General features: G+C 34.0%; 25 protein-coding genes. 4 read left to right on the top strand and 21 right to left on the bottom strand.

What is annotated here, in order from left to right:
* Nucleotides 1-8: 8 nt before the first annotated feature.
* Complete coding sequence (yidA, locus tag BAU17_RS03600; RefSeq protein ID WP_161901457.1) at nucleotides 9-821, top strand: sugar-phosphatase; 813 nt, start codon at nucleotides 9-11, stop codon at nucleotides 819-821.
* Between the two features lie 43 nt (nucleotides 822-864).
* Here yidA and BAU17_RS03595 read toward each other — a convergent pair whose 3' ends face one another.
* The 16 genes from BAU17_RS03595 to BAU17_RS03520 all read right to left on the bottom strand — a co-directional run bounded on the left by BAU17_RS03595 (nucleotide 865) and on the right by BAU17_RS03520 (nucleotide 14,179).
* Nucleotides 865-1,305 (bottom strand): NUDIX hydrolase, encoded by a 441-nt coding sequence (locus tag BAU17_RS03595; protein WP_161901456.1) that lies wholly within the window; start codon nucleotides 1,303-1,305, stop codon nucleotides 865-867.
* Between the two features lie 286 nt (nucleotides 1,306-1,591).
* Nucleotides 1,592-2,077: a PTS sugar transporter subunit IIB gene (locus BAU17_RS03590; RefSeq protein WP_161901455.1), complete on the bottom strand. Its 486-nt coding sequence runs from the start codon at nucleotides 2,075-2,077 to the stop codon at nucleotides 1,592-1,594.
* Nucleotides 2,074-3,147 carry a PucR family transcriptional regulator gene (locus BAU17_RS03585; RefSeq protein WP_161901454.1) on the bottom strand — a complete coding sequence of 358 codons (1,074 nt, stop codon included), beginning with the start codon at nucleotides 3,145-3,147 and terminating at the stop codon, nucleotides 2,074-2,076. Before BAU17_RS03585 ends, BAU17_RS03590 begins: the two co-directional genes overlap by 4 nt.
* A gap of 97 nt (nucleotides 3,148-3,244) precedes the next feature.
* Nucleotides 3,245-4,126, bottom strand: a complete 882-nt coding sequence (locus tag BAU17_RS03580) for a dihydrodipicolinate synthase family protein (RefSeq protein WP_161901453.1) — start codon at nucleotides 4,124-4,126, stop codon at nucleotides 3,245-3,247.
* Nucleotides 4,127-4,129: 3 nt separating this feature from the next.
* Nucleotides 4,130-4,540, bottom strand: a complete 411-nt coding sequence (locus BAU17_RS03575; RefSeq protein WP_161901452.1) for a PTS sugar transporter subunit IIA — start codon at nucleotides 4,538-4,540, stop codon at nucleotides 4,130-4,132.
* 1 nt (nucleotide 4,541) lies between these two features.
* Nucleotides 4,542-5,486 (bottom strand): phosphoglycerate dehydrogenase, encoded by a 945-nt coding sequence (locus tag BAU17_RS03570; protein ID WP_161901451.1) that lies wholly within the window; start codon nucleotides 5,484-5,486, stop codon nucleotides 4,542-4,544.
* A gap of 18 nt (nucleotides 5,487-5,504) precedes the next feature.
* Complete coding sequence (locus BAU17_RS03565) at nucleotides 5,505-6,335, bottom strand: PTS system mannose/fructose/sorbose family transporter subunit IID (protein WP_161901450.1); 831 nt, start codon at nucleotides 6,333-6,335, stop codon at nucleotides 5,505-5,507.
* Nucleotides 6,332-7,078: a PTS mannose/fructose/sorbose/N-acetylgalactosamine transporter subunit IIC gene (locus tag BAU17_RS03560; RefSeq protein WP_161901449.1), complete on the bottom strand. Its 747-nt coding sequence runs from the start codon at nucleotides 7,076-7,078 to the stop codon at nucleotides 6,332-6,334. Before BAU17_RS03560 ends, BAU17_RS03565 begins: the two co-directional genes overlap by 4 nt.
* 21 nt (nucleotides 7,079-7,099) lie before the next feature.
* Nucleotides 7,100-7,585: a PTS sugar transporter subunit IIB gene (locus BAU17_RS03555; RefSeq protein ID WP_161901448.1), complete on the bottom strand. Its 486-nt coding sequence runs from the start codon at nucleotides 7,583-7,585 to the stop codon at nucleotides 7,100-7,102.
* A 225-nt stretch (nucleotides 7,586-7,810) separates the two neighbouring features.
* Nucleotides 7,811-8,413 carry a KpsF/GutQ family sugar-phosphate isomerase gene (locus tag BAU17_RS03550; RefSeq protein WP_161901447.1) on the bottom strand — a complete coding sequence of 201 codons (603 nt, stop codon included), beginning with the start codon at nucleotides 8,411-8,413 and terminating at the stop codon, nucleotides 7,811-7,813.
* A gap of 14 nt (nucleotides 8,414-8,427) precedes the next feature.
* A complete protein-coding gene (locus BAU17_RS03545; protein ID WP_237579076.1) occupies nucleotides 8,428-10,518 on the bottom strand; it encodes a BglG family transcription antiterminator in 2,091 nt (696 codons plus the stop codon).
* Nucleotides 10,519-10,544: 26 nt separating this feature from the next.
* Nucleotides 10,545-11,180, bottom strand: coding sequence for a bifunctional 2-keto-4-hydroxyglutarate aldolase/2-keto-3-deoxy-6-phosphogluconate aldolase (locus tag BAU17_RS03540; protein WP_161901446.1), 636 nt, complete (start codon nucleotides 11,178-11,180; stop codon nucleotides 10,545-10,547).
* A complete protein-coding gene (gene dapA, locus BAU17_RS03535) occupies nucleotides 11,167-12,081 on the bottom strand; it encodes a 4-hydroxy-tetrahydrodipicolinate synthase (RefSeq protein WP_161901445.1) in 915 nt (304 codons plus the stop codon). Before dapA ends, BAU17_RS03540 begins: the two co-directional genes overlap by 14 nt.
* A gap of 70 nt (nucleotides 12,082-12,151) precedes the next feature.
* A complete protein-coding gene (locus BAU17_RS03530; protein ID WP_161901444.1) occupies nucleotides 12,152-13,417 on the bottom strand; it encodes a PTS ascorbate transporter subunit IIC in 1,266 nt (421 codons plus the stop codon).
* A 21-nt stretch (nucleotides 13,418-13,438) separates the two neighbouring features.
* Entirely contained in the window at nucleotides 13,439-13,726 is a 288-nt protein-coding gene (locus BAU17_RS03525; protein WP_161901443.1) for a PTS sugar transporter subunit IIB, read from the bottom strand.
* A 6-nt stretch (nucleotides 13,727-13,732) separates the two neighbouring features.
* Nucleotides 13,733-14,179 (bottom strand): PTS sugar transporter subunit IIA, encoded by a 447-nt coding sequence (locus BAU17_RS03520; protein ID WP_161901442.1) that lies wholly within the window; start codon nucleotides 14,177-14,179, stop codon nucleotides 13,733-13,735.
* Nucleotides 14,180-14,686: 507 nt separating this feature from the next.
* Here BAU17_RS03520 and gloA point away from each other — a divergent pair.
* The 3 genes from gloA to BAU17_RS03505 all read left to right on the top strand — a co-directional run bounded on the left by gloA (nucleotide 14,687) and on the right by BAU17_RS03505 (nucleotide 16,905).
* Entirely contained in the window at nucleotides 14,687-15,061 is a 375-nt protein-coding gene (gene gloA / locus BAU17_RS03515; protein WP_161901441.1) for a lactoylglutathione lyase, read from the top strand.
* A 62-nt stretch (nucleotides 15,062-15,123) separates the two neighbouring features.
* The gene (locus tag BAU17_RS03510) at nucleotides 15,124-15,834 is read left to right on the top strand and encodes a gamma-glutamyl-gamma-aminobutyrate hydrolase family protein (RefSeq protein WP_161901440.1); all 711 of its coding nucleotides are present in this window, start codon (nucleotides 15,124-15,126) and stop codon (nucleotides 15,832-15,834) included.
* A gap of 108 nt (nucleotides 15,835-15,942) precedes the next feature.
* Nucleotides 15,943-16,905 (top strand): ATP-dependent 6-phosphofructokinase, encoded by a 963-nt coding sequence (locus BAU17_RS03505; RefSeq protein ID WP_161901439.1) that lies wholly within the window; start codon nucleotides 15,943-15,945, stop codon nucleotides 16,903-16,905.
* Nucleotides 16,906-16,948: 43 nt separating this feature from the next.
* Here the strand turns inward: BAU17_RS03505 and pbp4 are convergent, their stop codons facing one another.
* The 5 genes from pbp4 to BAU17_RS03480 all read right to left on the bottom strand — a co-directional run bounded on the left by pbp4 (nucleotide 16,949) and on the right by BAU17_RS03480 (nucleotide 24,056).
* On the bottom strand, nucleotides 16,949-18,964 hold the full coding sequence (pbp4, locus tag BAU17_RS03500) for a penicillin-binding protein PBP4(5) (protein ID WP_161901438.1): 2,016 nt from the start codon (nucleotides 18,962-18,964) through the stop codon (nucleotides 16,949-16,951).
* Nucleotides 18,965-19,050: 86 nt separating this feature from the next.
* A complete protein-coding gene (locus BAU17_RS03495) occupies nucleotides 19,051-20,637 on the bottom strand; it encodes a tetratricopeptide repeat-containing diguanylate cyclase (protein ID WP_161901437.1) in 1,587 nt (528 codons plus the stop codon).
* 152 nt (nucleotides 20,638-20,789) lie between these two features.
* Nucleotides 20,790-21,812 (bottom strand): alpha/beta fold hydrolase, encoded by a 1,023-nt coding sequence (locus tag BAU17_RS03490; protein ID WP_161901436.1) that lies wholly within the window; start codon nucleotides 21,810-21,812, stop codon nucleotides 20,790-20,792.
* Between the two features lie 98 nt (nucleotides 21,813-21,910).
* Entirely contained in the window at nucleotides 21,911-23,164 is a 1,254-nt protein-coding gene (locus BAU17_RS03485; RefSeq protein WP_161901435.1) for an ABC transporter permease, read from the bottom strand.
* Nucleotides 23,157-24,056, bottom strand: a complete 900-nt coding sequence (locus tag BAU17_RS03480) for an ABC transporter ATP-binding protein (protein WP_161901434.1) — start codon at nucleotides 24,054-24,056, stop codon at nucleotides 23,157-23,159. The genes BAU17_RS03485 and BAU17_RS03480 overlap by 8 nt, the downstream gene beginning before the upstream one ends.
* Nucleotides 24,057-24,100: the final 44 nt, after the last annotated feature.

Below are 24,100 nucleotides of genomic sequence, written 5' to 3'. Positions count from 1 at the left end.
AGGACAACATGTCAATTAAACTGATTGCCATCGATATTGATGGCACGTTATTAAACAGCCAGCACCAATTAACACCTGAAGTACACACTGCATTAAAACAAGCCGAAGCCCAAGGTGTAAAAATTGTTTTATGCACCGGCAGACCCATTACAGGCGTTCAACCGTTATTAGCGGAGTTGGATCTATTCAAAGAAGGCGATTTTGCCATCACATATAATGGATCACTAGTACAACATACCGACAATAATGAAATCGTGTCAAAATTTGGATTAACGCACGATGACTATTTAGAAATTGAATTACTTGCAAGAAAACTTGGTGTTCACTTGCATACAGAAACTGAAGATACGATGTATACATCCAATCGAGACATTAGCCCTTACACCATCCATGAAGCATATTTAGTAAATATGCCGCTAAAATATCGGACACCAGAAGAGATGACCGATGATTTATCGATCATTAAAATGATGATGATTGATGAACCTACCTTTTTGGATGAAATTATTCCTTTAATTCCAGAAAGCTTTTTAGAAAAATATACCGTTGTTAAAAGTGCGCCTTATTTCTTAGAAATTCTGAACAAAAACGTACACAAAGGTGCTGCTGTTGAACGTTTAGCAGACTATTTAGGCATTGATCAATCTGAGGTTATGGCTTTAGGGGATAATGAAAATGATTTAACCATGATTCAATATGCAGGCTTAGGTGTTGCTATGGCCAATGCCACTGAAAATGTCTTAAATGCAGCTGATGTCATTACAACGTCTAATGATGAACACGGCGTAGCAGAAGCAATTAAAAAATATGTCTTAAATTAACAAAAAGGAATTCTAGGTATCAAATCTAGAATTCCTTTTTGATTTATTCTCTTTGTTTTAACCATTCTTGAATTGCCCAGCGATGACTGCCTCGTTTTAATAACAACAGTGCATCTTCTGGAGTTACCCAAGCCAGCTCATTAGTCGTCTCCGTTGGTTCAGCCACCTTCTTCCAAGCATCTACCACATAAAAATACCCTGGATGCTCAAAATACGTATCCCGATGACTGGAATAGAAATACTCTAAACCTTCCCCCAAATATTGCCCTATTTCCACTTCAAAACCAACTTCTTCTAACATTTCTCTTTCGATTGCTTGCTGATGTGTTTCATTTGCTTCAATTTCACCACCAGGAAGGAAATATGCTCCATTTGGCGCTTGAACAATAATGACTTTTTCATCTTGATGAATCACGACATAAGCACCATACCGTGCTTTGTAGGTTTTACCGTCTTCTTTTTTTCCAAAAATTGGCTTTTCCATAAATTCCTCCTGTAGTACTCTTTTCTTTTGATTGTAACTGATAGTCTAATTGCAAACAAGCTTCAATCGTATTTAGTCTATTTAACATTGAAATAAACATACACAAATAAATACAAGAAAATAAATTTGACTGGTTTATCGATAGGTTCATATGGCCTATTTTTTCTTATTACAATGATTATTTTTATAGTCATTGAACTTTTATAAATGAAGACAATCAAGTAGTAGAACAAACAATGTTTATCCTACTACTTGATATTTTTTATACTACATCATTATGACAAAATTAATCAAAATAGTGATTAAATGTATTGTAATCTTTCATATCCATAGAGGTTGTTTGATAGAAAAACTTCACCCCATTTTTATACATTTCACAAATTTTCTGTATGTCATCTTCTGAAAAATACACTGGAATTTGCTTTAACATTAATCGACTAGCTGGATAAGGAAATTGTACTTCTTTCATTGGCAAGCCTTGTTTGAAAGCCTCATACAACACCGATAAATTCTTAAACAAAATAATCACATTTTGTTTATCCCATGTCTTGTCGTCATTTATAAATTTCGACAATTCTTCAACAGAAAGAATTACTATTTTAATAGAAGATGATATAGATAATTGTAAAACTTCCTCAATAAAAGGATCCTTTTCATATTGTGGGTCAACAATAGCAATAAATCTTGCATTAATAAAACTAGCCCAATTTAGTACAATAGTTGCATGTAAAAGCCTGTTGTCCACTCTGATTAATTTCACTCTGGCACTCATAATTGTACACCTACTTGTTTTTGCCTTTTCTCTTCTCTATAAAAATTTGCAATTAAGTAAAATAGCACTTTATCTTGGAAGTTTTTTCTGATTTCAATGCCAAATACATCTTCATATTTTTTTAATTTATAGATAAGTGTATTTTTGTGTAAAAATAGATTTTCGGCAGTCTGTGTGACATTATAATTATTCATATATAAAGACTCTGCTATATTGATCATTTCATCAACATCAATTTCTTTTTTCTTCAAATAATAATGATAAAAAGAATCGAACACCATATTAGTTGTCAATTGCATCGTCAAGTATTTCAAAGAAAAATCATTAAAGTAAATTGGAACGTTCTTCTCAGCTTTAATATTTTGTTTTACCCACTGACAATTTTTATAACTGACTCTATACAATTGAATTTTTTCTTGAATAGATCCTACATAGTAATAACAGTTATTCAATCCCCAATCAATCAAATCAATAATAAAATTATTCATCATTTGCTTCAACTGGTCTGTAGACATTTCAGAATCTAGGTTTTTAAATATTAGTAATTGCTTACTATCAATTAATGATTGGATTGTTCCCTTGTGCTCAATTCGATACTTTAATTTAGTTAGTTCATGTTGCTTAAATTCAACAGGACTACTAATAAGAATGGCTATTCTTGGTATATCTAATCTCATTTTTAATTCTTTCATTAATTCAATAATCATATTAGAATCAAAATCTCTTTCTTTAATTAATTCCTTAACTAATTGATCATCTATTGAAACATTTGTACGAACAAATTCTTCCGCTAATTCGTATGCAATTCTGGTTTTCAATGACTGAGCCAATAAATTTCCGACAATTTCTGACTCATTCTCATCTGAATGTACTAATAAATAACCAAACTTTTCTTCTCGTACTGTTATTTCGTAAAACTGACTTGTCAATTGCCAGTCAATTTTTGCGTTCTCTAAAGACGTATCACTACTAAATAATACTCTTCCCTCTCTATTAACTAAACTAATTTTATATCCTTTATAATTCTTCACAACTGCAATAAATTCATTAAATATCTGCCTAAGTATCATAATTCGCCACCTAATCTTCTTATAAAATCGGCTTTACCTTTCATAGAAAATTTTCCATAAATTATTCTGCGGCTTTTCGATAGCTCCAAGCTAATTTTTAAAAATAATACTCTAACATTGTCTTGATGTCTTTATCTATTAATGCATTCGTTTCACCAATTGGCTTTCTTGCTGGTCCTACTGGCGCGATATTTGCAAGCTCTATAGATCGTTTTAAAATAGATGGTACTGTTCCTAATTTCAAAACTTTACGTAGAATTTCTATATCATTTTGATAGGTCTGAGCCACTTCCTCTTTGCCTAATTTCAAAGCATCATCTAGACTAACGAGCGTATCCGTAATTAAATTACTTGTTCCTGCAATAGCTCCTGCTGCTCCTAATTTATAACCTTCAGATATCTTTGAATCTGATCCTACTAAGACATTTACTGAACTATCTGCTACTACATCCAAATAGGATGCAAGATTTTTCAAATCCCCGCTGCTATCTTTAATGCCTTTAATTTTGTCAATTTGTATTAATTTTTGTAATACTTCTTTTGAAATATTTATCCCCGTATTTTTAGGAATATTATAGGCTATAATTGGTAAGTTCACATTTGCAGCTATCTCATTATAATAATCAACCAATTCATCATCTGAAGGTGAAATAAAGTATGGTGTAATAATTGATAATGCATCTGCCCCCATATTCTCTACTTCTTTTGAAAGATTAATTGTCTCACGTGTTGAACATGTTCCTGTTCCAATGTATACAGGAACACGTTTATTCACTTTTTCAATAACAAATTTCGAAAAGAGAATTTTTTCTTCATAACTCATTACATGGAATTCACCATTACTCCCTAGTGGAAAAATCCCATTTACACCATGTTTAATTAAATGTTCAATGAGTAGCTCTGTGGCTTCATAATTAATACTTTGCTCCGCATCTCTTTTAAATGGTGTAACAATTGGCGTAATAATTCCTTCAAACATGTGCTAATCCTCTCTTTCTAACTGATCGTTTGTACAAATAATATTCGTTGCGCCATTTTCTAATGCATTAGTAACTAACTCATCATACACAACCGTGCCAGTTGAATTTTGCATGTATAACTCAATAAACATTGGAAGATTCACGCCTGTTATAACTTTATATTTGTATTTTTTTGTTAGAACTGTTAATACATTAGAAGGTGTACCACCAAATAAGTCAACTAATGCAATTACTTTTCCGTTTAGACGTTTTAAAATTTTCTCTACTTCTGCCATAAAATCTTCAAAGGATTTTTCTGGTAATAATGATACATTGTATACATCTGTTGTACTTCCAATAATCATTTCAGCAGATTTTACTAATTCTTCTCCAAATCTCCCATGGGTTGCAATAATGATACTAGTTTTTTCCATGTTAATGCTTCCTTTCTTCTAGCCCTAATGTATTCAAAATAATTTTTGTTGCAGTTTGACAGGTGTGTCGTTCAGCTTCAGCAGTGCGTGCTGCAATATGAGAAGTTAAGATAAAATTATCTTGTTGTAGAAGAACATGATTTTTTTCAGGTGGTTCAGTACTAAAAACATCAAAACAAGCGGAACGAATTTCTTTTGATTTTAAAGCTTCTAGTAATGCGTCTTCATCAACAATCCCACCACGCGCTGTGTTTATTAAACAAGCACTTGATTTCATTAGCTGAAACTCTTTCTTAGAAATTATATTTTTAGTGTTTACAGTTAAAGGTAAGTGTAAAGAAATATAATCCCCCTCGATTAATATCTCTTCAAAAGGAACTTGTTTCGCATCAAACGCCTGTAGTTTTTCTTTTGAAATAGGAACTACATCGAAAATAATCACCTTCATTCCTAACCCTTTCGCATAATATGCTACTTGCTGTCCAATCGCACCAAATCCTACAATTCCAATTGTTTTGTTAAATAGTTCAAATCCGGTAGGTTTTTCCCAACCTCCATTTTTAACCATCTCAACTGTTGCAACAATATTTTTTGCTTGAGCAAACATCAGTGCAATGACATGTTCAGCTACTGCATTGGTATTTGTACCTAATGTTCGCTCGACAGCAATATTATTTTTTTCAGCATAGTCGATATCGATATTATCAACTCCTACACCAAATTTACAGATTAATTTCAAGTTTTTGCATTGCTCTAAAAATGCTCGATTCATCTTATCTACACCAACAATAACTGCATCTGCATCTTTACACTTTTCTAAAAAAACATCTACACTATATGCTGCACCAGTATCATTGAAATCTACATCCAATCCCTTATCCTTTAATTTTTGAATTTCTTGTTGTCCATAATTAGCAAAACCACGTGGTGTAATAACGATTTTCAAACCATTTCCTCCTATTTTCTATAGAATTCCAAATAGTGTCAAAGCAATAGCAAATGCCATCGTCACTAAGATAATTTGTAAATATTTCGGTCCTTTTTTAATAATATAAAAATACATAGCCATTACCAAAGCAAACGGTAATAAATTAGGTAACATGTCATTCAAAATATCTTGGACTTTTACAACTTCTGTATCACTAACAAACTCTAATACCGTTGAAAATTTGACATATGCAGCAGACAAACAACCAATCATAAATAGTCCTACAATACTAGCAATATCAATGACCTTCTTAATTGCTCCTGAATTCAAAATATTCAATACAGAACTTCTACCAAATGAATAGCCTTTATTAAATAAAAACCATGACCAACCAAATGACCAAGCCAAGTAAATAATACCGGGTAAAAAGGCTGCTAAAACAGAACCGTTCAATGCCATAGGAACAAAAATTGCTAAAGGAATTGTTGCAACAATTCCTTGATCTACACTGTCTCCAATACCAGCTAGGGGACCCATTAAACCAATTTTTAGAGATTCAATAATTTCAGGAGTAATCTCCTCATTTCCATTTGATCGCTGTTCTTCTAGTGAAATGACAATGCCATGAATAATACTGCCCCAATCGCAATTTGTATTAAACATCTGTACATGTCTTCTCATAGCTGCTTGTAATTCTTCTGGATCATCTTTATAAATTTTTCTCAAAATTTTATTTAGTGAGTAGCTGAAAGCCAGAGCCTGCATTCTATCAAAACTAACTGGTACTTCCACCGCTAGACACCATTTCCACCAAGCTTTTAATAAATCTAATTTTGTAATTTTCTTTTCTACTGCTACTTCACTCATGCAAAATCCTCCTCATCTGTTTGTCTAAATAATGACGTAATCATTGCAATACAAATTGCAAAAACTGCTCCTGTTAGCATTGAAAAGCCGAGGACAGAATAGGCAAAGAATCCTAATACAAAGAATGGTAGATATTGCTTTTTCCCCATAACAACCAATGTTAAAGCAAAACCTAGCGCAGGTAACATTCCTCCAGCATTTGATAATCCATTCATTAACCATTCCGGGATTACTTCAATAAATGCTTTTACTACATTCGCACCAAATAAAGTTGCAATAAATACAGGCGTAAAATAAAGTACACCATTCGTTAGCCAAGGAATGACAAAAGAGTAAAATGATAATTGATCATATTTTCCATTTTCTACTAATTTATCTGCACGAGTATTATAAAATGAATTAATTGTTCGACGAACATTGTTTATCAAAACACCCAAAACACCAAAAGGTACTGCCAAAGCGACCGCTGTTTGAGGGTCTAAATTACTCTGTAGTGCTGCTGGGATAGCAATACATGCTGCCAAAGCTTGATCACTAGGAATATTTCCTCCAGCTTCAATTCCTCCCATGTAAAGGAGTTGAATAGTTGCTCCGTATAATAAACCAGCTTGTACATCACCAAAAATCCATCCAATAATTACGCCTAATACAACGGGCTTACGAAAAGCGTATGAAAAATAATACTGTGCTCGTCCCATTGAAATCCAATAAGTAATTCCTACTAATATTGAAGGTATTAACATGTTTTCACTCTCCTAGTTATTTTAAAGTTTTGCGACTGCATTTTTTAATGTTTCTTTTGGATAATCTGGTGTTGTTTGAAAATAAATTTCAATAGCATGATTGGCTTCTAAATCTAAAAGAATATCTGCATCTGTTTGATCTAAAGTAATCGCATTATTGACGGCTTTACGTCCTGGACCTCCTCCTAAACCACCAATTTGGACCTCTTTTAAATTCAATCCATTTTTCACTGCTTCTCTCAATTGTTGAACATTTTTAAAAAGTAGTAAAATTCGATTCTTTTCGAATTCTTGCTTTTCTTGAGCTTTGATTGCCTCTTCAACTGACAGAATTCGAATGCGGACGCCTTTAGGTGCTGCCATCTTAAAAACTTCCTGCATAAATGTATCCTGACTTAATTGTGTATCAATAGTAATAATTTCATTAATGTTACATTGCTTTAACCATCTAGTGATTACTTGTCCGTGTATCAATCTAAAATCTACCCTTGTTAAACCAATTGTCATATTAATCCCTCACATTTCTTATTTTTGATAAACCTATACTATCGCAAACGCTTTCTTTTTTGTACAGTACTCAGAACCAATTTAATTCTTATTTTTTAGTCTTTTGACACATGTTTCTTAATATAACTACAATTCATGATAAAAAAATTCGGTATTAAATCCGGTTTATATGAATTTAATACCGAGTTTTACGATAATTCTTTTACATTCACCAACAACAAGCCGTTATTCTTCCTGTGATTCTTTTAATTGTGCTCCTAAAGAACCACCTGGATGATATAACGCAAAATCAGTAGCTGTGAAGTGACGGTGTTCAGATATACCTACTGCAATGGCATCTCCAATCGATAACATAATGATTGCACTTGTTGTTGGTGCTAAATTTAAAGAATCTGCCTCTTTCTCATAGGTATAAATTAATTGATAATCACACCCAAAAGCTAATGAACTATCTTTTTTACTTGTAAAAGCAATTAAAGTACTCCCAATTTTTTTAATGGATGGAATTGTTGCCAATACCTCACTAGTTTCCCCGCTATTTGATAATAGAATAACGACATCATCAGATCCAATCATCCCCAAATCACCGTGCACTGCTTCTGTACTATGGACAAAAATAGCAGGGATACCAAGACTAGAGTACGTAGCAGCTAACTTTTTACCAATATGCCCTGATTTTCCAACACCTGAAAAAACAATTTTCCCACGACATTGATCAATCACTTCTAATATTTCAATCATATCTGACTGTAAATTTTCCTGTACAACAGCTAATGCTTCTTGCTCATTCACTATCGTCTGTTTAACAATTTTGAGTAAATTATCCATTTTATTTCTCCTCGCTATACATTATGTTTTCTCAACCACTGAAATACATTCTTTTCATCAATTTCGTTATCTAAATACTGAAAGAAATCATCATTTTCTAACAGTGATACTAAATCTGAAATAGCTCCTAGATGCTGCTTCTGATCCTTAGCTGCCAATGTAAAAATATACTTAATTGTCTTGTCTGACGCAATCTCAATCGGAGAACTTAGGACAGTCATTCCTATTCCTGTTTCTAACACGCCTTCGGATGGATGTGCATGTGGTAAGGCAACATCCTTCATAATAATCATATATGGTCCTTCTTCATAAACATTCTGAATAATTTTTTCGATATATCCTCGTGTAATTATTCCTGCATCTAATAAAGGTGTCCCTGCAATATACAGGGCTTCTTCCCAGCTTCGGACAGTTACATTCATTTGAATATATTGAGGTTTCATAAAATCAGTTAACCGTAACTCCTTATTCATAGAGATTGTTTTTACAGGTGGCTCTAAAGAAAAATCCCCTCCCTCATTGTTTAACAATATTTGTTCAATCGCTGTTTCTAACAGCTGTGGCTCATACACCGTTCCGTATTGGTAGATTACTGAAAGAAGTTGTTTCTTTAATTCAACCGGATTATTAGGAAGAACTGATTGAACCAAACTATTATTAACCTCGTTCCTTAGTTTGTACCGCTCCTCAATACTCATAATAGGGGTTACAACATAAATTGGTTTTTTAAACTTATATAGCTTAATATTTCGAAATGTTGTAAAAATCAAATCAAACTTAAGACTATCATTTTCTAGTCGTTCATTTTCAACAGGACCAATAAGAATCATTTCAGGAAAAATATTCTTTAGTTCATTATAAATAATCGCCGAACTACCAATTCCATTAGGACAAACGATTACTCCTACTTTACGTTGAACTTTGTACTCGTCAAAATTTTCAATTAAAGATGCAAAATGAACTGTTAAAAATGAAATCTCTTCTTCTGGAATCATGTAACCAAATAGTTCACTAATAGGTTTCATTGTCTCTTCAACAATTCTGTATAAGTGTGAGTACTCTGTTTGAATTTTTTTATTTAACATATTGACTATCGGTAGCTTAAAAAATAAACGATAATAGGTCGGTCGAAGATGTGAAAAAAGTTGCTCAATTACTTGTTCATGATTTTTAAAACGAATACCTGATAAACTTTCAAATCGTTGTACAATTCGTTGTACCAATTCATTGATAATAGAAAAATCAACATTTTTTTGATGATAATTTCCTATAGACATCCCTAAAATCCAACCACTAAGATACAAATAGGAGTGTTCATTGACTATGCCAAATTTTTGTAATAACGTTTCAGCAAATTTATATTCTTTCATTAAAAAGAACGTTTGAAAATTATATTGATTATAGAATTCATCCCAATTTTGAGAAAACCTTGGGATTAAAAACGCTAGCATGTAAACTAGCTCTTGAAAGCGATTCTCTACTAACTGAATATCAAAATATTGCATGCATTCACGTAAAAAAGATTCAATTTGATTTTTATCTGTCAACTTTTCATAATGAATAAAATAATCATAAAGAAATATATTTTGCGAGTTAGTAAAGTCTTGAATAATCATTTTGATTAGTTGATAGCGAATATCTCCTTCGTTTCCCACCAAATAATACCCTTTTTTTCGAGTATATTGGATTTTGATTCCACCATTAATTTCATTTTCCACCTGTTTTAAGTCATTCATGAAAGTGGTCTTACTAATTTTTAAAGCGTCTAAAAAATGATTCACTGATAAATATTCTTCTTTGTGATAAATCATCATCAAATAAATATATTTTCTTCTTTCCATTGGATTCAGTTCATAATGTTTATAAACTTCATCACTCAATAGTACTTCTAAAAAAAATTCTTTTGTCACTTTCTCAAGTGTTAAAATATTACCATCAAAATAAATGGGGATCTGTTTAGAAGAAGTTAATTGTTGATTTATTTTTTCGACATTATACTCAATCTGAGTTTTTGACATTCCCAAAGAATGAGCTAAACTATTAATCTCCACTTTCGGTGTTTCAATTAGCTTTTCTGTAATTTGCTTCGATTTTTGATCAAACAAATTGCCACATCCTTATTTCTACGAATTTACGCTTTTTTCTTTATTTCTTTTAATTTTTGTTGAAAAGCGCAGGCATTTTTTGCAATTTCTTCTGCTGTTCCTTTAGTCAATAATGAGCCCACGCCAACACAATCTACTCCTGCATTTAACCACTCAGAAATATTGTCAGGTGTAGCTCCACCCGACGACAACATAGGTACCCATGGTAAAGGTGTTTTGATTGTTTTAATCATATCAGGTCCAATTAAAGATGAACCTGGAAAAATTTTTATCATATCTGCTCCAGAAGATAATGCCTCAACTACTTCGCTAACACTGAAACAGCCTGGCATGTATGGGATTTGATATCGATTACAGATTTTAGCTACATCCTCACTAAAGTTAGGAGCAATAATAAATTCAGCACCTTTCAAAATTGCTTGGCGAGCCGTTTCACCATCTAAGACTGTCCCTGCTCCTACAAGTAATTTTTGAGCGTAACGTGTTTTTAATTCCTGTATAATTTCACCTGCATTCGTATTAGTGTAACTGATTTCTACACAAGAAATTTGACCAGCTAAACACCCTTGAACGATTTCTTCCGCACGTTCAATTGTATCGACTCTAACAATAGCCATAATTTGTTCCTCTGAAATTCGTTTTAAAATATTAAGCTTTTGCATTTTTTTCCTCTCCAAACTTTTCAATTTTTTTATATTTTTCTAAAATAATTCGTAATTCATCATCATATTTTGATGAAATAGGTAAAACTGGTAATCTCGGACTTCCCACATTAATTCCAGTAAAATTTAGTGCTTTTTTTAGCATAGCAGGAACGGAACCTATTTTATTGATTGCTCGATAATCATTAATGCTGTCTTGATACTGTTGAGCTAACTCGAATTTATTTTCTTTAAACGATTGATAAATAGCGATATCTGTACGTGGTAATAAATTAGAAGTAGCTGCAACCGCTCCAGAAGCACCTCTTTTCAAAGCCTCTAAAATTAGTGAGTCTGAACCAATTAGAACAGAAAATTCATGTTTTTCAGCAATTTTTAAATAGGTCGAAAGATTTTCTAAATTACCACTACTATCTTTAATTCCAATTACTTTAATAAACTTTGCAAGTTTATTTACAACATTTTCAGATAAATTGATATGTGTATTTTGCGGAATATTATATAGAATAATTGGACAATTCGTATGTTTTAAAATTTGTTCATAATGACGATAAATCTCTTCATCAGTTAATGAAATTAGATACGGTGTAATAATTGAAACTGCATCTACCTTAACCTTTTCCAATTCATTTACTAAATCAATTGTACCTTGTGTGGAAATCCCTCCTGCACCTGCATAGACAGGAATTCTGCCCCTTACTTCTTCAACAACAAGCTTAGCAAATTTAACCTTCTCTTCATCATTCAAAGAAAAAAATTCACCATTCGTACCTAGAATAAACAAACCATTCACTCCGCTATCGATTAAATGGTTAATCAATTTTTTTGTACTTGCTTCACAAATACTTCCTTCTTTATCAAAGGGGGTCACCATTGCGGTAATAATACCTTCTAACGTCATTCTCGCTCCTCCTTGTATATCAAAGTGGCAAAATTAAAGTTCTTGCCACAATATAATTACTCTTGTTCATTTAAAATTGGAAAATAGTTAAAATCTTATCAAGTAGAATTCCCATAACATTGTAATCAATATTTGGGAAGGTAGATCCTTCGATTCCCAATGTTCCGTAAACTGGATATAACACCATAGGTAGAAAAGCCAGTAATAATCCCACTACAAACGAGCCAGCAACTGCGCCACGCCAACCACCTGTTGAATTACCAAACACACCAGCTGTCCCTCCTGAAAAGAAACAAATATGTGCTGCTGGAATAATGACAACAGGCGCTTTAAACATGACCATTATAAATACTCCAACCAATCCTGCTGCATAAGCTGATAAGAATCCTACAATAACTGCTGTTGGTGCATAGGGAAAAACGGTAGGCACATCTAATGCAGGGCGAGAGTTAGGAATGAATCGTTCAGAGATAGAGACAAAAGCGGCTGTAATTTCAGCTAAGAACATCCGAACACCAGTCATTAAAATAGACATTCCTGCTGCAAACGTAAATGCTTGAACAAATGGAAAAACTAACCAGTGTTGCGTACCTGCTAATTCTTGAGTCACATCGCGTCCAGCTTTTAAAGCAGAGACATAGAATAGGACCAACATAACTACCGCAACACCCATTAAAAAGTCTCTAAAGAAGGATAACCATTTTGGAAAGTTAATATGTTCCGTTGTTTTCTCTTTGTGCTTACTAAAAAATATTTTTCCAATATATCCCGATAAAGCATAACCAACCATGTTGAAGTGACCGATTGCAGTAGCATCACTCCCAGTAATTTGGCGCATAAATGGTTGGCATAATTGAGGTAACGCCGCCGAGAAGAATCCCAACAAGGTACCTCCAATTAAAATAGCAGGAACATCAGCGACATGATGCGCTTTTAAAATCAAAGATAGTACACAAGCAAAAAATAAACTGTGACCTGTAGTAAAAAAGATATTTTTGAAAGGTGTTATTCGTGCAATCACTAAATTCATTAAGAAACCTAAAATCAAAGTACAGCTGGTAACAAAAGCAAACTCTGTTTGGGCAAGAGCTGTAGCTGCCTCAGGTGAAGCCACAACACCATCTATATTAAATCCCGTTTGAAATAATTTATTGAAATTTTGCAAAGCTCCTGTCATGATTGAGCCACCCACACCAAATACTAAAAATCCAATAATGGTTTTAAAAGTACCGGTCATTGTTTCCGTTGCACTTTTCTTTTGAGCAAGTAAACCAATCATAGCAACTAGTCCTAGCAAAACTGCTGGTGTACTTAAAAAACTAATAATAAAATCCATATTATCTTTCTCCTCCTTGATTTATTTCGCTAACTCGCTAAGTGCAAGCGTTAATTTTTCTTTAATTTCATTTTTATCAACTATATTTCGAATACCAATCACTTTTTGAGGAATCTTTTTTTGTTCTAATTCTTCAGCTACATCTGGTAATGTAATTAAAAATTCTCCTGAAAATCCTGAGACTCCATCTAAAGAAGAATGTTCAATTTCAATCGGGAAATTATTTTCTTTAACAACTTCATTCACTTTAATCTTTAACATCAAACTTGAACCCACTCCTGCGCGACATGCTACTAATGCTTTATACATAATTTTCTACCCCTTTGTTTTAATATATTGAATAAAATTTTCTGGACTATCTACACTCTCTAAAAACTTGATGAATTCTTCATCACCTAACAATTCTGCCAATTTTGATAAAATTTCAAGATGCGATTTGTTATCTGGCGCACTTAAAGGAAAAAAGAATTTCACTGGATCATTTGCTGTATTTCCTGAAATAATTGGTACATCTAATTTCATGAACCCTAAAGCTAATTTCTTTGCTCCATCTTCACTTGGTGCATGTGGTAAAGCAATGTGTTTGGTAATAACGATGTACGGACCAGTTTCGTTATAAATGTTAATTACCTTTTCTACATAATTTTCCGTAATAGCATTATCCTCTAACAAAGGTTGCATCGATTTTTTGATCGCTTCTTCAAATGTATGAACCTCCTTTCCGATTTGAACATATTTTTCTTGTAAAAAATCACTTAACAAATTATCTCACCTCTATTTCTTTGTTTGACACATTCACTATATTTGTTATCGTTTTCATTTTCAATTCTATTTGGGTTCAACTAGTTTTTCTGTTTACAGAAAAACTACACTCTATTTCTATGTATTTTGTTTAATTAATGATTCCCTCCTTCATCTAATCGATACATTCTATATCTTCGACTAAATTAAGTACAAGTTTTCTAAATCAATACAAGAAAACTTGTACTCAATTGTTCTTAAACTAATGAAATTAGGAGCTAATTTTTTACTTATATATCACCTACAATTAATACTGATTACATAGTCACACTTTTCCGCAAAAAGATATATAGTTTTAAAAAACAAAAAAAATAACCCAATTTTGGTTCTTTGGGTAGTAACTAGCCTAACAATAAAGAAAATACTTATTTACATAAATAATTCCCTAATTTCTCATGCACTTTTCTTATCAACTAAAATAGGATATGTTATGATAAAACTACTGACATAGAAAGGAAGATGACCCTTATGAAAATGGCACACACTTGTGTACGTGTAAAAGATTTAGATGCTTCATTAGCATTCTATACAGAAGCTTTTGGCTTTGAAGAAAGCCGTCGTCGTGATTTCCCCGACGCAAAATTTACTCTTGTTTATTTAACATTACCTGGAGATGACTATGAGTTAGAATTAACTTACAATTATGATCATCCAGGCTATGATTTAGGTGATGGTTACGGTCATATCGCAATCGCATCTGCGGATGTTGAAGGATTGCATGCCAAACATAAAGAAGCTGGTTTCAACGTAACGGACTTAAAAGGTCTACCTGGAGTTCCTCCTTCTTATTACTTCATCATCGATCCAGATGGATACAAAATCGAAGTTATTCGCGAACGCTAAACACCGAAACTCCTGATCCTATTTTTAGGAAGGGAGTTTTCTTTTTATAGGAGGAATTTTTATTGAAACCACGTATTGGTATTGCAGCAAATGAACGTACCGTTGTTGACGGAGAAACATTTTGGCTTTCTTATACTGCCAAGAATTTTGTGGAAGGGATTCAACAGGCTGGCGGTCTACCACTCTTATTGCCGATTGGTGATCCTGAGGATGCGAAAGATTACATCAATCAAGTCGATAAATTGTTTTTAGGCGGTGGGCATGATGTATCGCCACAATTTTATCATCAAGCACCTTCTTCATACTTAGAAGCAACCAATGAAGCTCGTGATCGTTTTGAGCTAGCATTAATTAAAGAAGCTGTTGCTCAAGGTAAACCGATTTTTGGTGTTTGTCGAGGTATGCAGCTACTAAATGTGGCTTTTGATGGGACTTTATATCAAGATTTATCTGCCTATCCTAATGAAACATTACCTCATGTTCAACACGAATCGATGGCAAAAGTGAGTCATGAAGTAACGATTGAAAAAAATAGTCACCTTGGAAACTTTCTTCCTGAACATTACCAAGTCAACTCTTTTCATCATCAAACAATTGACCGCGTTGCGACACCATTCAAAGTCATTGCACGCGCAACTGATGGTGTGATAGAAGCGATCGAATCGCAAGGACTTGCTTCAACAATCCTTGCTGTTCAGTGGCACCCAGAACTTACTCGCGCAGTAATTGCTCGCGAGCAACAAATTTTTGATTATTTTGTCCAATCGTTGTAAAAAAAGAGCCAACTTCGTTAAATTTAGCTTCCCGTTAAATTTTTTATTGCTTTGTTCCTCATTATCACGTACTCTTAATGAAAAGGCTTACTTTAATGAGGTGAAACAATGAAAAGACTTGCTATTTTAACAAGTGGTGGCGATGCACCAGGAATGAATACTGTTATTCGCGCAATTTTTAATAAAGCATCGCGTGAAGCAGTGGAAATTGTAGGGATTCAGTATGGTTTTTTAGGAATACTATGTAAAAATTTTGTTTCGTTGGAGGCAGAAAAAGTAAATGATGCTATTGCAGCAGGCGGGACAATACTATATTCTTCTCGTTTTCCAGAATTTATTGAAGAGAATGTCCAGTTAGAAGCGATTCAAATTCTACGTGAAGAAAACATTGACGGATTAATTGTGATTGGCGGCAAAGGTTCCCAAGAAGGTGCTGCAGCTTTGACCCGTTTAGATTTTCCAACAATCGGTGTGCCTGCTACTATTGATAACGATATTCCAGCAACTGAAACTACTGTTGGCTTCGATACCGCCGTTAATACAATCGTGACTGCTCTTGATAAAACCAGAGACACGGCTAACTCACATGTTCGGACATTCGTTATTGAAATTAAAGGGCGTCGTTCAGGTGATTTAGCACTGTGGGCAGGCGTCGCTGGTGGTGCAGATTTTATTGTCATTCCTGAACAAACAGCGAATATGACACAAATTGCCGATAAAATCAAACATAGTATTGAACGAAAGAAAAAACATTGCTTAATTGTACTCGCTGAAAAAGTAATGAGTGCTTCTGAATTAACCACTCGTTTGAAAGAAGAAGGTATCTTACACATTCGGCAAATCGCGCTTGGACATGTTCCTCGCGGTGGTACTCCCTCACCTTTCGATCGTGTCTGGGCAAGTAAATTTGGTTCAGCAGCTGTCCAATTCTTTTTAAACGAACAATTTGGTTGTTGTCTGTGTGTCCAACAAAACCAATTAGTTGCAGTCCCCTTTGAAGAAGCATTAGCCAAGCAAAATAATCGAATTGATTTGTCGTTAACTTTATTGAATGCTTCTATCTCTTACTAATAAAAAAACGCAAACTCCGTTAGTGGAATTTGCGTTTTTTTTATTATTCGGGATTCTCTAATGCTTGAATAACGTCGCCACTGCGCTCAATCGCAGTACCATTCTCTCTTGAATTTTCGACCATAGTGACTCCCATAAATTCTTTATTTTCTTTATCGAAATAGAGTAAAAAGCTGTTCTCAAGACCAGTTGTATCTTGTTTTTCTTTAATCTCAGCCGTTCCGGTTTTCGCAGCTAACACAAAGTTCGGATTATATAAACTATGCACATAACCATCCTCGTCAGAAACACTATGAACTAAATCATCTAAGATCGTATCAACTGCATTTTTTGAGACGACATCGTCTTTCACTTTCTTTTCATCCGTTGACAATAAACGTGGATAAACCAATTGTCCGTCATTCATAAATACACTATACATAGTTGCTTGTTGGATTGGAGAGATTAATAATTCCCCTTGACCATAACCCGTATCTGCTAACAAAATGTCGGAAGCAAATGAATCTTCATTTGAAATAGAAGCCGGCTCCATATGCAGTGGTAAATCGAATTCTTCACCAAAAATAAACTTATCTAAGCCAGCTCTAAATTTATCTTCCCCAAGATCCAATGTTTTTTGAGCGAAATAAATATTGTCCGAATACACCAAGGCTTTTTCCAAATTGATTGGTGAGGCTTCTTTGACACGTGTGACTTCGTAAGATCCCCAACTTTCATCTTTTTGCCATTTCAATCCAGAAATATCGAGCGCTTCTTCAGGAGAAATCACTTTATCATCTAGTCCAATCGCTGCAGTGATAACTTTAAATGTTGAACCTGGCGCATAGCGATTCGTAAAACGAGCTAAAAACGGTAAATTTTCATCGTTTGCATATGCGTCGTACTCTTTTTGACTCATGCCTAGCATCATTTGATTTGGATCATACGAGGGTGAGCTTGCCGTTGCTAATAATTCACCTGTTTGAGGTTGCATAATGACTGTTGAACCTGGTTTTCCAGCTAAATTATCATAAGCTGTTTGTTGGACTGTCGCATCAATTGCTAATTTTATCGGTTCTGGATTCTTTTTCTCTCGAGCAATTAATACTTCTTTTTCATTGCCTTTTTCATCGGTAATGGTAATTGAACCACCCGATTCCCCACGTAACTGCTTATCTAGCGCTGCTTCTAAACCAGATTTACCAATAATATCTGTTTCACTCAACGTCGGATTTTTCTCAATATCTTCTTGCGTCACTTGGCTGACATAACCAATTAAATGAGCTGTTGCTTCTTTTAATGGGTAGTAACGTCTACTTTCTTTTCCTAATACCGCTCCTTCTGGAATTGTATCAAGAGGCGTTTTTTCTGCATCACCATATAAAGTTTTAATAGGGACAAAAACATCACCTGTCGCCCACTCTGGTGCCAAAGCTTCTTCCAAACGTTCTACAGAAACTGAAAATTCTTCACTAATTTCTTCTAAATTTTTGCTTCGTTGCTCCCCTTTACCTAATTTACTTGGGTTTAAACCCAATTGTTGAAATTCACGTTGTGTTGCAAGTGGTTTACCATTGCGATCAACAATCTCACCGCGTGTAGCTGGATCTTCTTGAACCGAAACTTTGTCCTTTCCAGTCATCTTTGGGAAAATTAATGACGGTGACCAATCGATTTTGGAATCTTCATCAACTTGAATCGTTGTGTCATAAGCTAGATCTTCTAGCCTTCCAAAAGTCGTCTCTAATGAAAGATGATAGGACAACTTGAACCCTTTATCTGCTTTGGTTACTTCAACATCTGAAGCTTTTACATCTGTTGCACCGATTGCTGAAAAAATAGCTTGATATTTTTGTAAAATCTCTTGATTTGTATAGCCATTTTTCTTAATTGAATTATCCGTTAATAAAGACGTTAGCTGCTCGTACTCCCCTTTTTCTAAGTGTGCAAGATAGTCATTGGCAACTGTCTCTGCTTTGCGTTGATTCGCTCCTTGAAAATACCACCAGAAGCCTCCACCTGCAACTAGGAGAACGACGACTGTCACAATAAGGATGGTCAATCTTGATTTTTTGTTCATTTTTTCCCCTCCACTTCTTATAAATTATCACATAGTGAAATTTTAAAAGCAAAAAAGTTAAGAAATATTTAAAAATTACTTCTTAATTATCCTTTCGTAAGATAAATATCATTCTTTTGCTTTTTCTTCACTGTATATAATGCTTTATCAGCTAATTGATAATAATCGACAATCGTTTTATCACCAGAAGGAGTAAAATGGCAGATTCCTTGAGAAATTGTCATTGGTAACTGGTGATCTTCGGATTCAATCATTGAAAGCTGAATCACATTTTGCCGTAACCTTTCAGCAATGGCTAGTATTTCTTGCGTTGTTTTATTGCGATAAAGAATCACAAATTCATCGCCACCTTGGCGCGCACAAAAAACATCTTCATCATTCATTTCATCCAATAATCCTGCCAGCATTAATAAATAGCGGTCACCATGTTGGTGCCCTAACGTATCATTAAAACATTTGAAATTATCAATATCTAAGACTTCAATAGCCATCGATGTTTGGTGTTTGATAGCATTCAGATAAAGCAACACCATTTGTTCTTCTGCCCATTCTCTGTTTGGTAAACTAGTTAAAAAATCTTGACGCGATTTTTCCAGTAATAATAAATTTTCACTCTGAATTTGTTGATGCTCATTTCGAATAGCCTCTAATTCTTCACGCAAATGAATATCTTTTCGTAAAGATTCTTCTACTTCTTTTTCTAATTGTTTACTTAATTTATAATGTGCAGCATAGGCAGCCACTAATTTTGGCTGCCAATTCTTTTCTTCATAACAGAAAATTTTATAATCCAAAAACTGTAATTTGAATTTTGTTAAATTGGATTGCTTTAAGATTCTGTCTAGACTAGATAAAATTTGCAATAAGGCATCTACATTGCCACTTTCTTGTAAGAAACGACATAAAAATAGAATATCGTCATATGAAATCCACGAAAAGTCACCTGGTTCCAGAAAAATTAATAATTGTTGTAACTTTTGGCCACTCTTTTTAGTTTCACCAATTAGATGAAAATAACGTATTTCAAAAATATACAGTGCAATTTGAATATCTCGATGAATAATATCAAAAGTTATTTTTCGATACCAATAATAGGCTTCTTCTATCTCTCCTAAATCAAGGAGAGTAAAAGCCATATTTGAATACAAAATAGTTAAATCCATTTGTTTGACAAATGTTGTGGGATTAAGATCAATATCAGCTAAAGAAAGTTGTAAATAGTCAAGTGCTTTTTGATAATCGGCCAATTCACGATACACATTGCCAATGTTCCCATTAATAATACCAATAATTTCTCTGTGGTTATCTTTCTTGGCATATCGGAGAGCTGTTATAAAATAATCCATTGCTTGTGAATTATTCGTGCTGAATACAGCTGTGGCGCCTAACACATTGTAGGTTCTTGCTAACAACTCCGAATCAGAAGCACGCAGTTGGTATTTTAAACCGATGACAAGTGCTTCTTGAAATTTCTGAAATTTATTCTCAAAATGATAACTTAAAGCTAAGTAATGATACGCAAATCCTAATAAATTTTCGTCTTCCAGTAGTTCTCCTATATGAACTAATTCCTTACATAATGCCTTTGTTTTTTTTATATTGGAAGCATGATATTCTTCAATTTGCTGTTTTTTCTCTAAAATTTCTTCTGAATACTGATGCGTAATCTTCATATTACTACCTCTATTAAAAAAATTATCTTTTTATTTTGTACCAATTTAATATACCATAAAAAAACAAATAAAAAATGTTCAGATTCCCTCTCATTCCTTCAATAAAAAAGAACGAATAAAAAGACTCTAAGAAATTCTCAGAGCCTTTCTAGTTAAACCACATTGAAAAAATCAACAATCAATTGATAAACGAACTCATTTTCTACTTCATTTAATACTTCATGTTTCATTCGAGGCAAGTCTAACATATCCACATTGCGGTAACCAATAGCTCGCAATGTGTTTTCTGTATCTAATAACCCTTTTTCGCCACCTGTAATATCACAATCTTCTGCACCTGTGATACTTAAAATGGGTAATTCGGGATTCTGACAATTGAAATGTGCGAGTTGCTTTAGTTCACGGTCTGCTTCCCAAATGGTTGCAACGCCACGATTATCATATCCTGGAATCATTCGTGTATCATTATATACCTTTGCTAATTGGTCCGCATCACTTGTTAGCCAAGACTTGTCTTCTTCACCAAAATTAGATAATTTCTTTAAAATCCAAGAAAAACTTCGTTCACCAGCAAAAGTATTCGCTACTTTTGCAATGAGACAACCTAAAGGTGCTTGTTTTTCATATTGAACGGTTCCTGTTAACAAGAGTTTCTCGATTTCCTTATCATGCTTTTGCAAATAATTTCTAGCAAGTAAGGAACCAAAAGAGTGTCCATATAAGTAAACAGGCTTCCCAGCAAAACGTGTTTTAATAAAACGAGTAATCTCATATTGATCTTGAATCATACGCGCTAATTCTGCCATATGACCTAATGGAAACTCACTATCGGTTGAATCACCATGTCCACGATTGTCACTAATCACCACAGCAAAACCATTTTTTGCTAAAAATTCAGCAAAATGCAAATAGCGTTGGCGATGTTCTAATATACCATGAATAATTTGTACCACAGCTTTGACTGGACGATAGGCCGGACGAACAAAGGTTAGTGCTAGTGGTAAACCATCGGACGCAACTAAAAAGACATCTTCGTTGATTGTTGCCTCTAATGGTTGATGTTCAGTGGATGGTAAGGCTTCTTTAAATTCAATTACTTCTGGACGATTACGAAATAAACTGTACAAACCAAGACCTGCACCAATCGCACCACCCAGCAAAAGATATTTTTTCACAATTGTTTCCCCCTTCAGTCTCTCTATTTCATTGTACCAAAAAAAGAGCAAACGAACAAAAAACAGACTAGTTCGACTAATCTGTTTTCGTAAAAAAATTATTTTTGATTTTTCATTAAACGCATCGATTGTTTCAAGGTTGCTATAATGCCGTTGTCATTATAAACCAACACATTAGATTTATACATTTTCGCACAGCCTAATGTCAACACAATGCTTGTCACAACTAAGATAGCCACTGAAACTAACGCATTTCCGATGCTAGCTGTTTCATTTGCCAAGCGAATCGGCATAATATAAGACGATAGGAAAGGAATATATGAGGTTACTCGAACAACTAAGTTATTAGGACTCATATTACCTAAAAATAGTCCTAAGAAATAACCGCCCATAGATAAATACGTCACGGGTAGAATCACTTTTGCTGTGTCTTCTGCTTTATTCACCAATGAACCACACAAAGCAGCTAAGACTGAATAAATGAATATCCCTAGCATAGTAAAGATGATGGTGAAAATCAAGAAATTACTTAATATACTTTGCAAGGAGATACTACCTAAAAAGTTTTTGACAATATCCATATCCTTAATCCATTGATAACTAATGATAAAAGCCACTACATACACAATTAATTGTGTCGCTGCTACTAATAGCACACCGAATAATTTTCCATAAAAATGAGTTTGGGCACGTGTACTAGATAAAATGACTTCCATAATACGTGTCCCTTTTTCCGAAGCAATTTCTTGCGAGATAATACCGGCATACGTCATGATGAAGAAGAAGAGAACGATGGTCCCCGCAAAACCAATCACATACTGCACACTACTATTATCCTCACCAATTGACATCTTACCATCATCATCAAAGCTGACTTTTTGTTTAGTGAAGGTTACTGGTTGACTTAAACTCGCTACTTCCTCGGGCGTTAATCCTAATGCTTGGGCACGTGTCGTCCCTTGAATACCTGTTAATAGTTGTTGCAAGGTCATCTCTGTTGCAGTTCCCAAAGAAGATTCACTGAAAAGTTCGCCTTTAATTCCTGTCTCATCTGCAGATAAAACGAAGAAAGCATCGATTTCCTCTGCATGTAAGGCTTTTTCAGCATCTTCTTCAGATCCTAATACTTCAAATTGATAGTCACTTCCTGGTGTTTGGGCAATAGCCTCTGCCAATTCTTTTTGTTTGGAGATGATCCCAATCTTGTTAACTTCATTCGATTGATTGGCAAAATGACCAGCTGCATAAGAAACACCTGCTACAATAAAAGGCAATAATAGCATAATAAAAAACGACACCGATTTGACATTCTTCTTGTAGACATCCAGTGCAATAATCCAAAATTTACTCATGAATATCACCTGCTTTCAATTTGAAAATCTCTTCTAAAGTTGGTGGTTGTTGATTAAACATTGGAATATAACCATCTTTCGTTGCTAATTCAAACAGTTCACGACCAACTTCTGGACGACTTAAGGTAATTTCTAATGAAGAATCCTCACGAACAATGACTTGTTGTACACCATCCATTTGCGCCACCGTTTCTTTCGATAGTTGTGATTCTAGGAAAACCTTTGTTCGACCGAAAGATTCACGAATTTCATGAACTTTTCCGTTCAAGACCATTTCACCATTGCGTAACATAATTAGATGGTCACAAATTTTTTCCACATTATCCATATTATGACTAGAAAAAATCACACAAGAACCTTTTGATTTTAATTCAATAATACCATCTTTTAATAATTCGGCATTAACTGGATCTAACCCGCTAAATGGTTCATCTAAAATGACTAATTTGGGTTCATGAATCAATGTCGCAATGAGCTGAACTTTTTGTTGATTCCCTTTTGATAAAGACTTAATTTTATCGGTTTTCTTCCCTTTGACTTGGAATTTTTCCATCCATTCATCGATTTTCGGTTCAATTTCTTTTTTTGATTTACCACGTAAACTGGCAAAATAAATCAGCTGATCTTGAATTGATACTTTTGGATATAACCCTCTTTCCTCAGGTAAGTAACCAATTGTATTATATTCTTTGGTACCTAATCGTTTTCCATTCCATAATACTTCGCCTTTATCAGCTTTTAAAAAGTCCAAAATTAAACGAAAGGTTGTCGTTTTTCCCGCACCATTTTGACCAATTAGCCCCATAATCTGACCATCATTGATTGTAAATGATAAATTATCGACGGCTTTATAGTCACCAAATGTTTTTACTAAATTTTTTGCTTCTAACATTGTTTTCCCTCCTTTATTTTTCCCTTATCTATCTTTAGTAAATC

The organism is Candidatus Enterococcus willemsii, from assembly GCF_009933335.1.
Taxonomy (GTDB): domain Bacteria; phylum Bacillota; class Bacilli; order Lactobacillales; family Enterococcaceae; genus Enterococcus_F; species Enterococcus_F willemsii.
The sequence above is the reverse complement of the archived record's forward strand: the minus strand, read 5'-3'. Positions and strand labels throughout refer to the sequence as shown.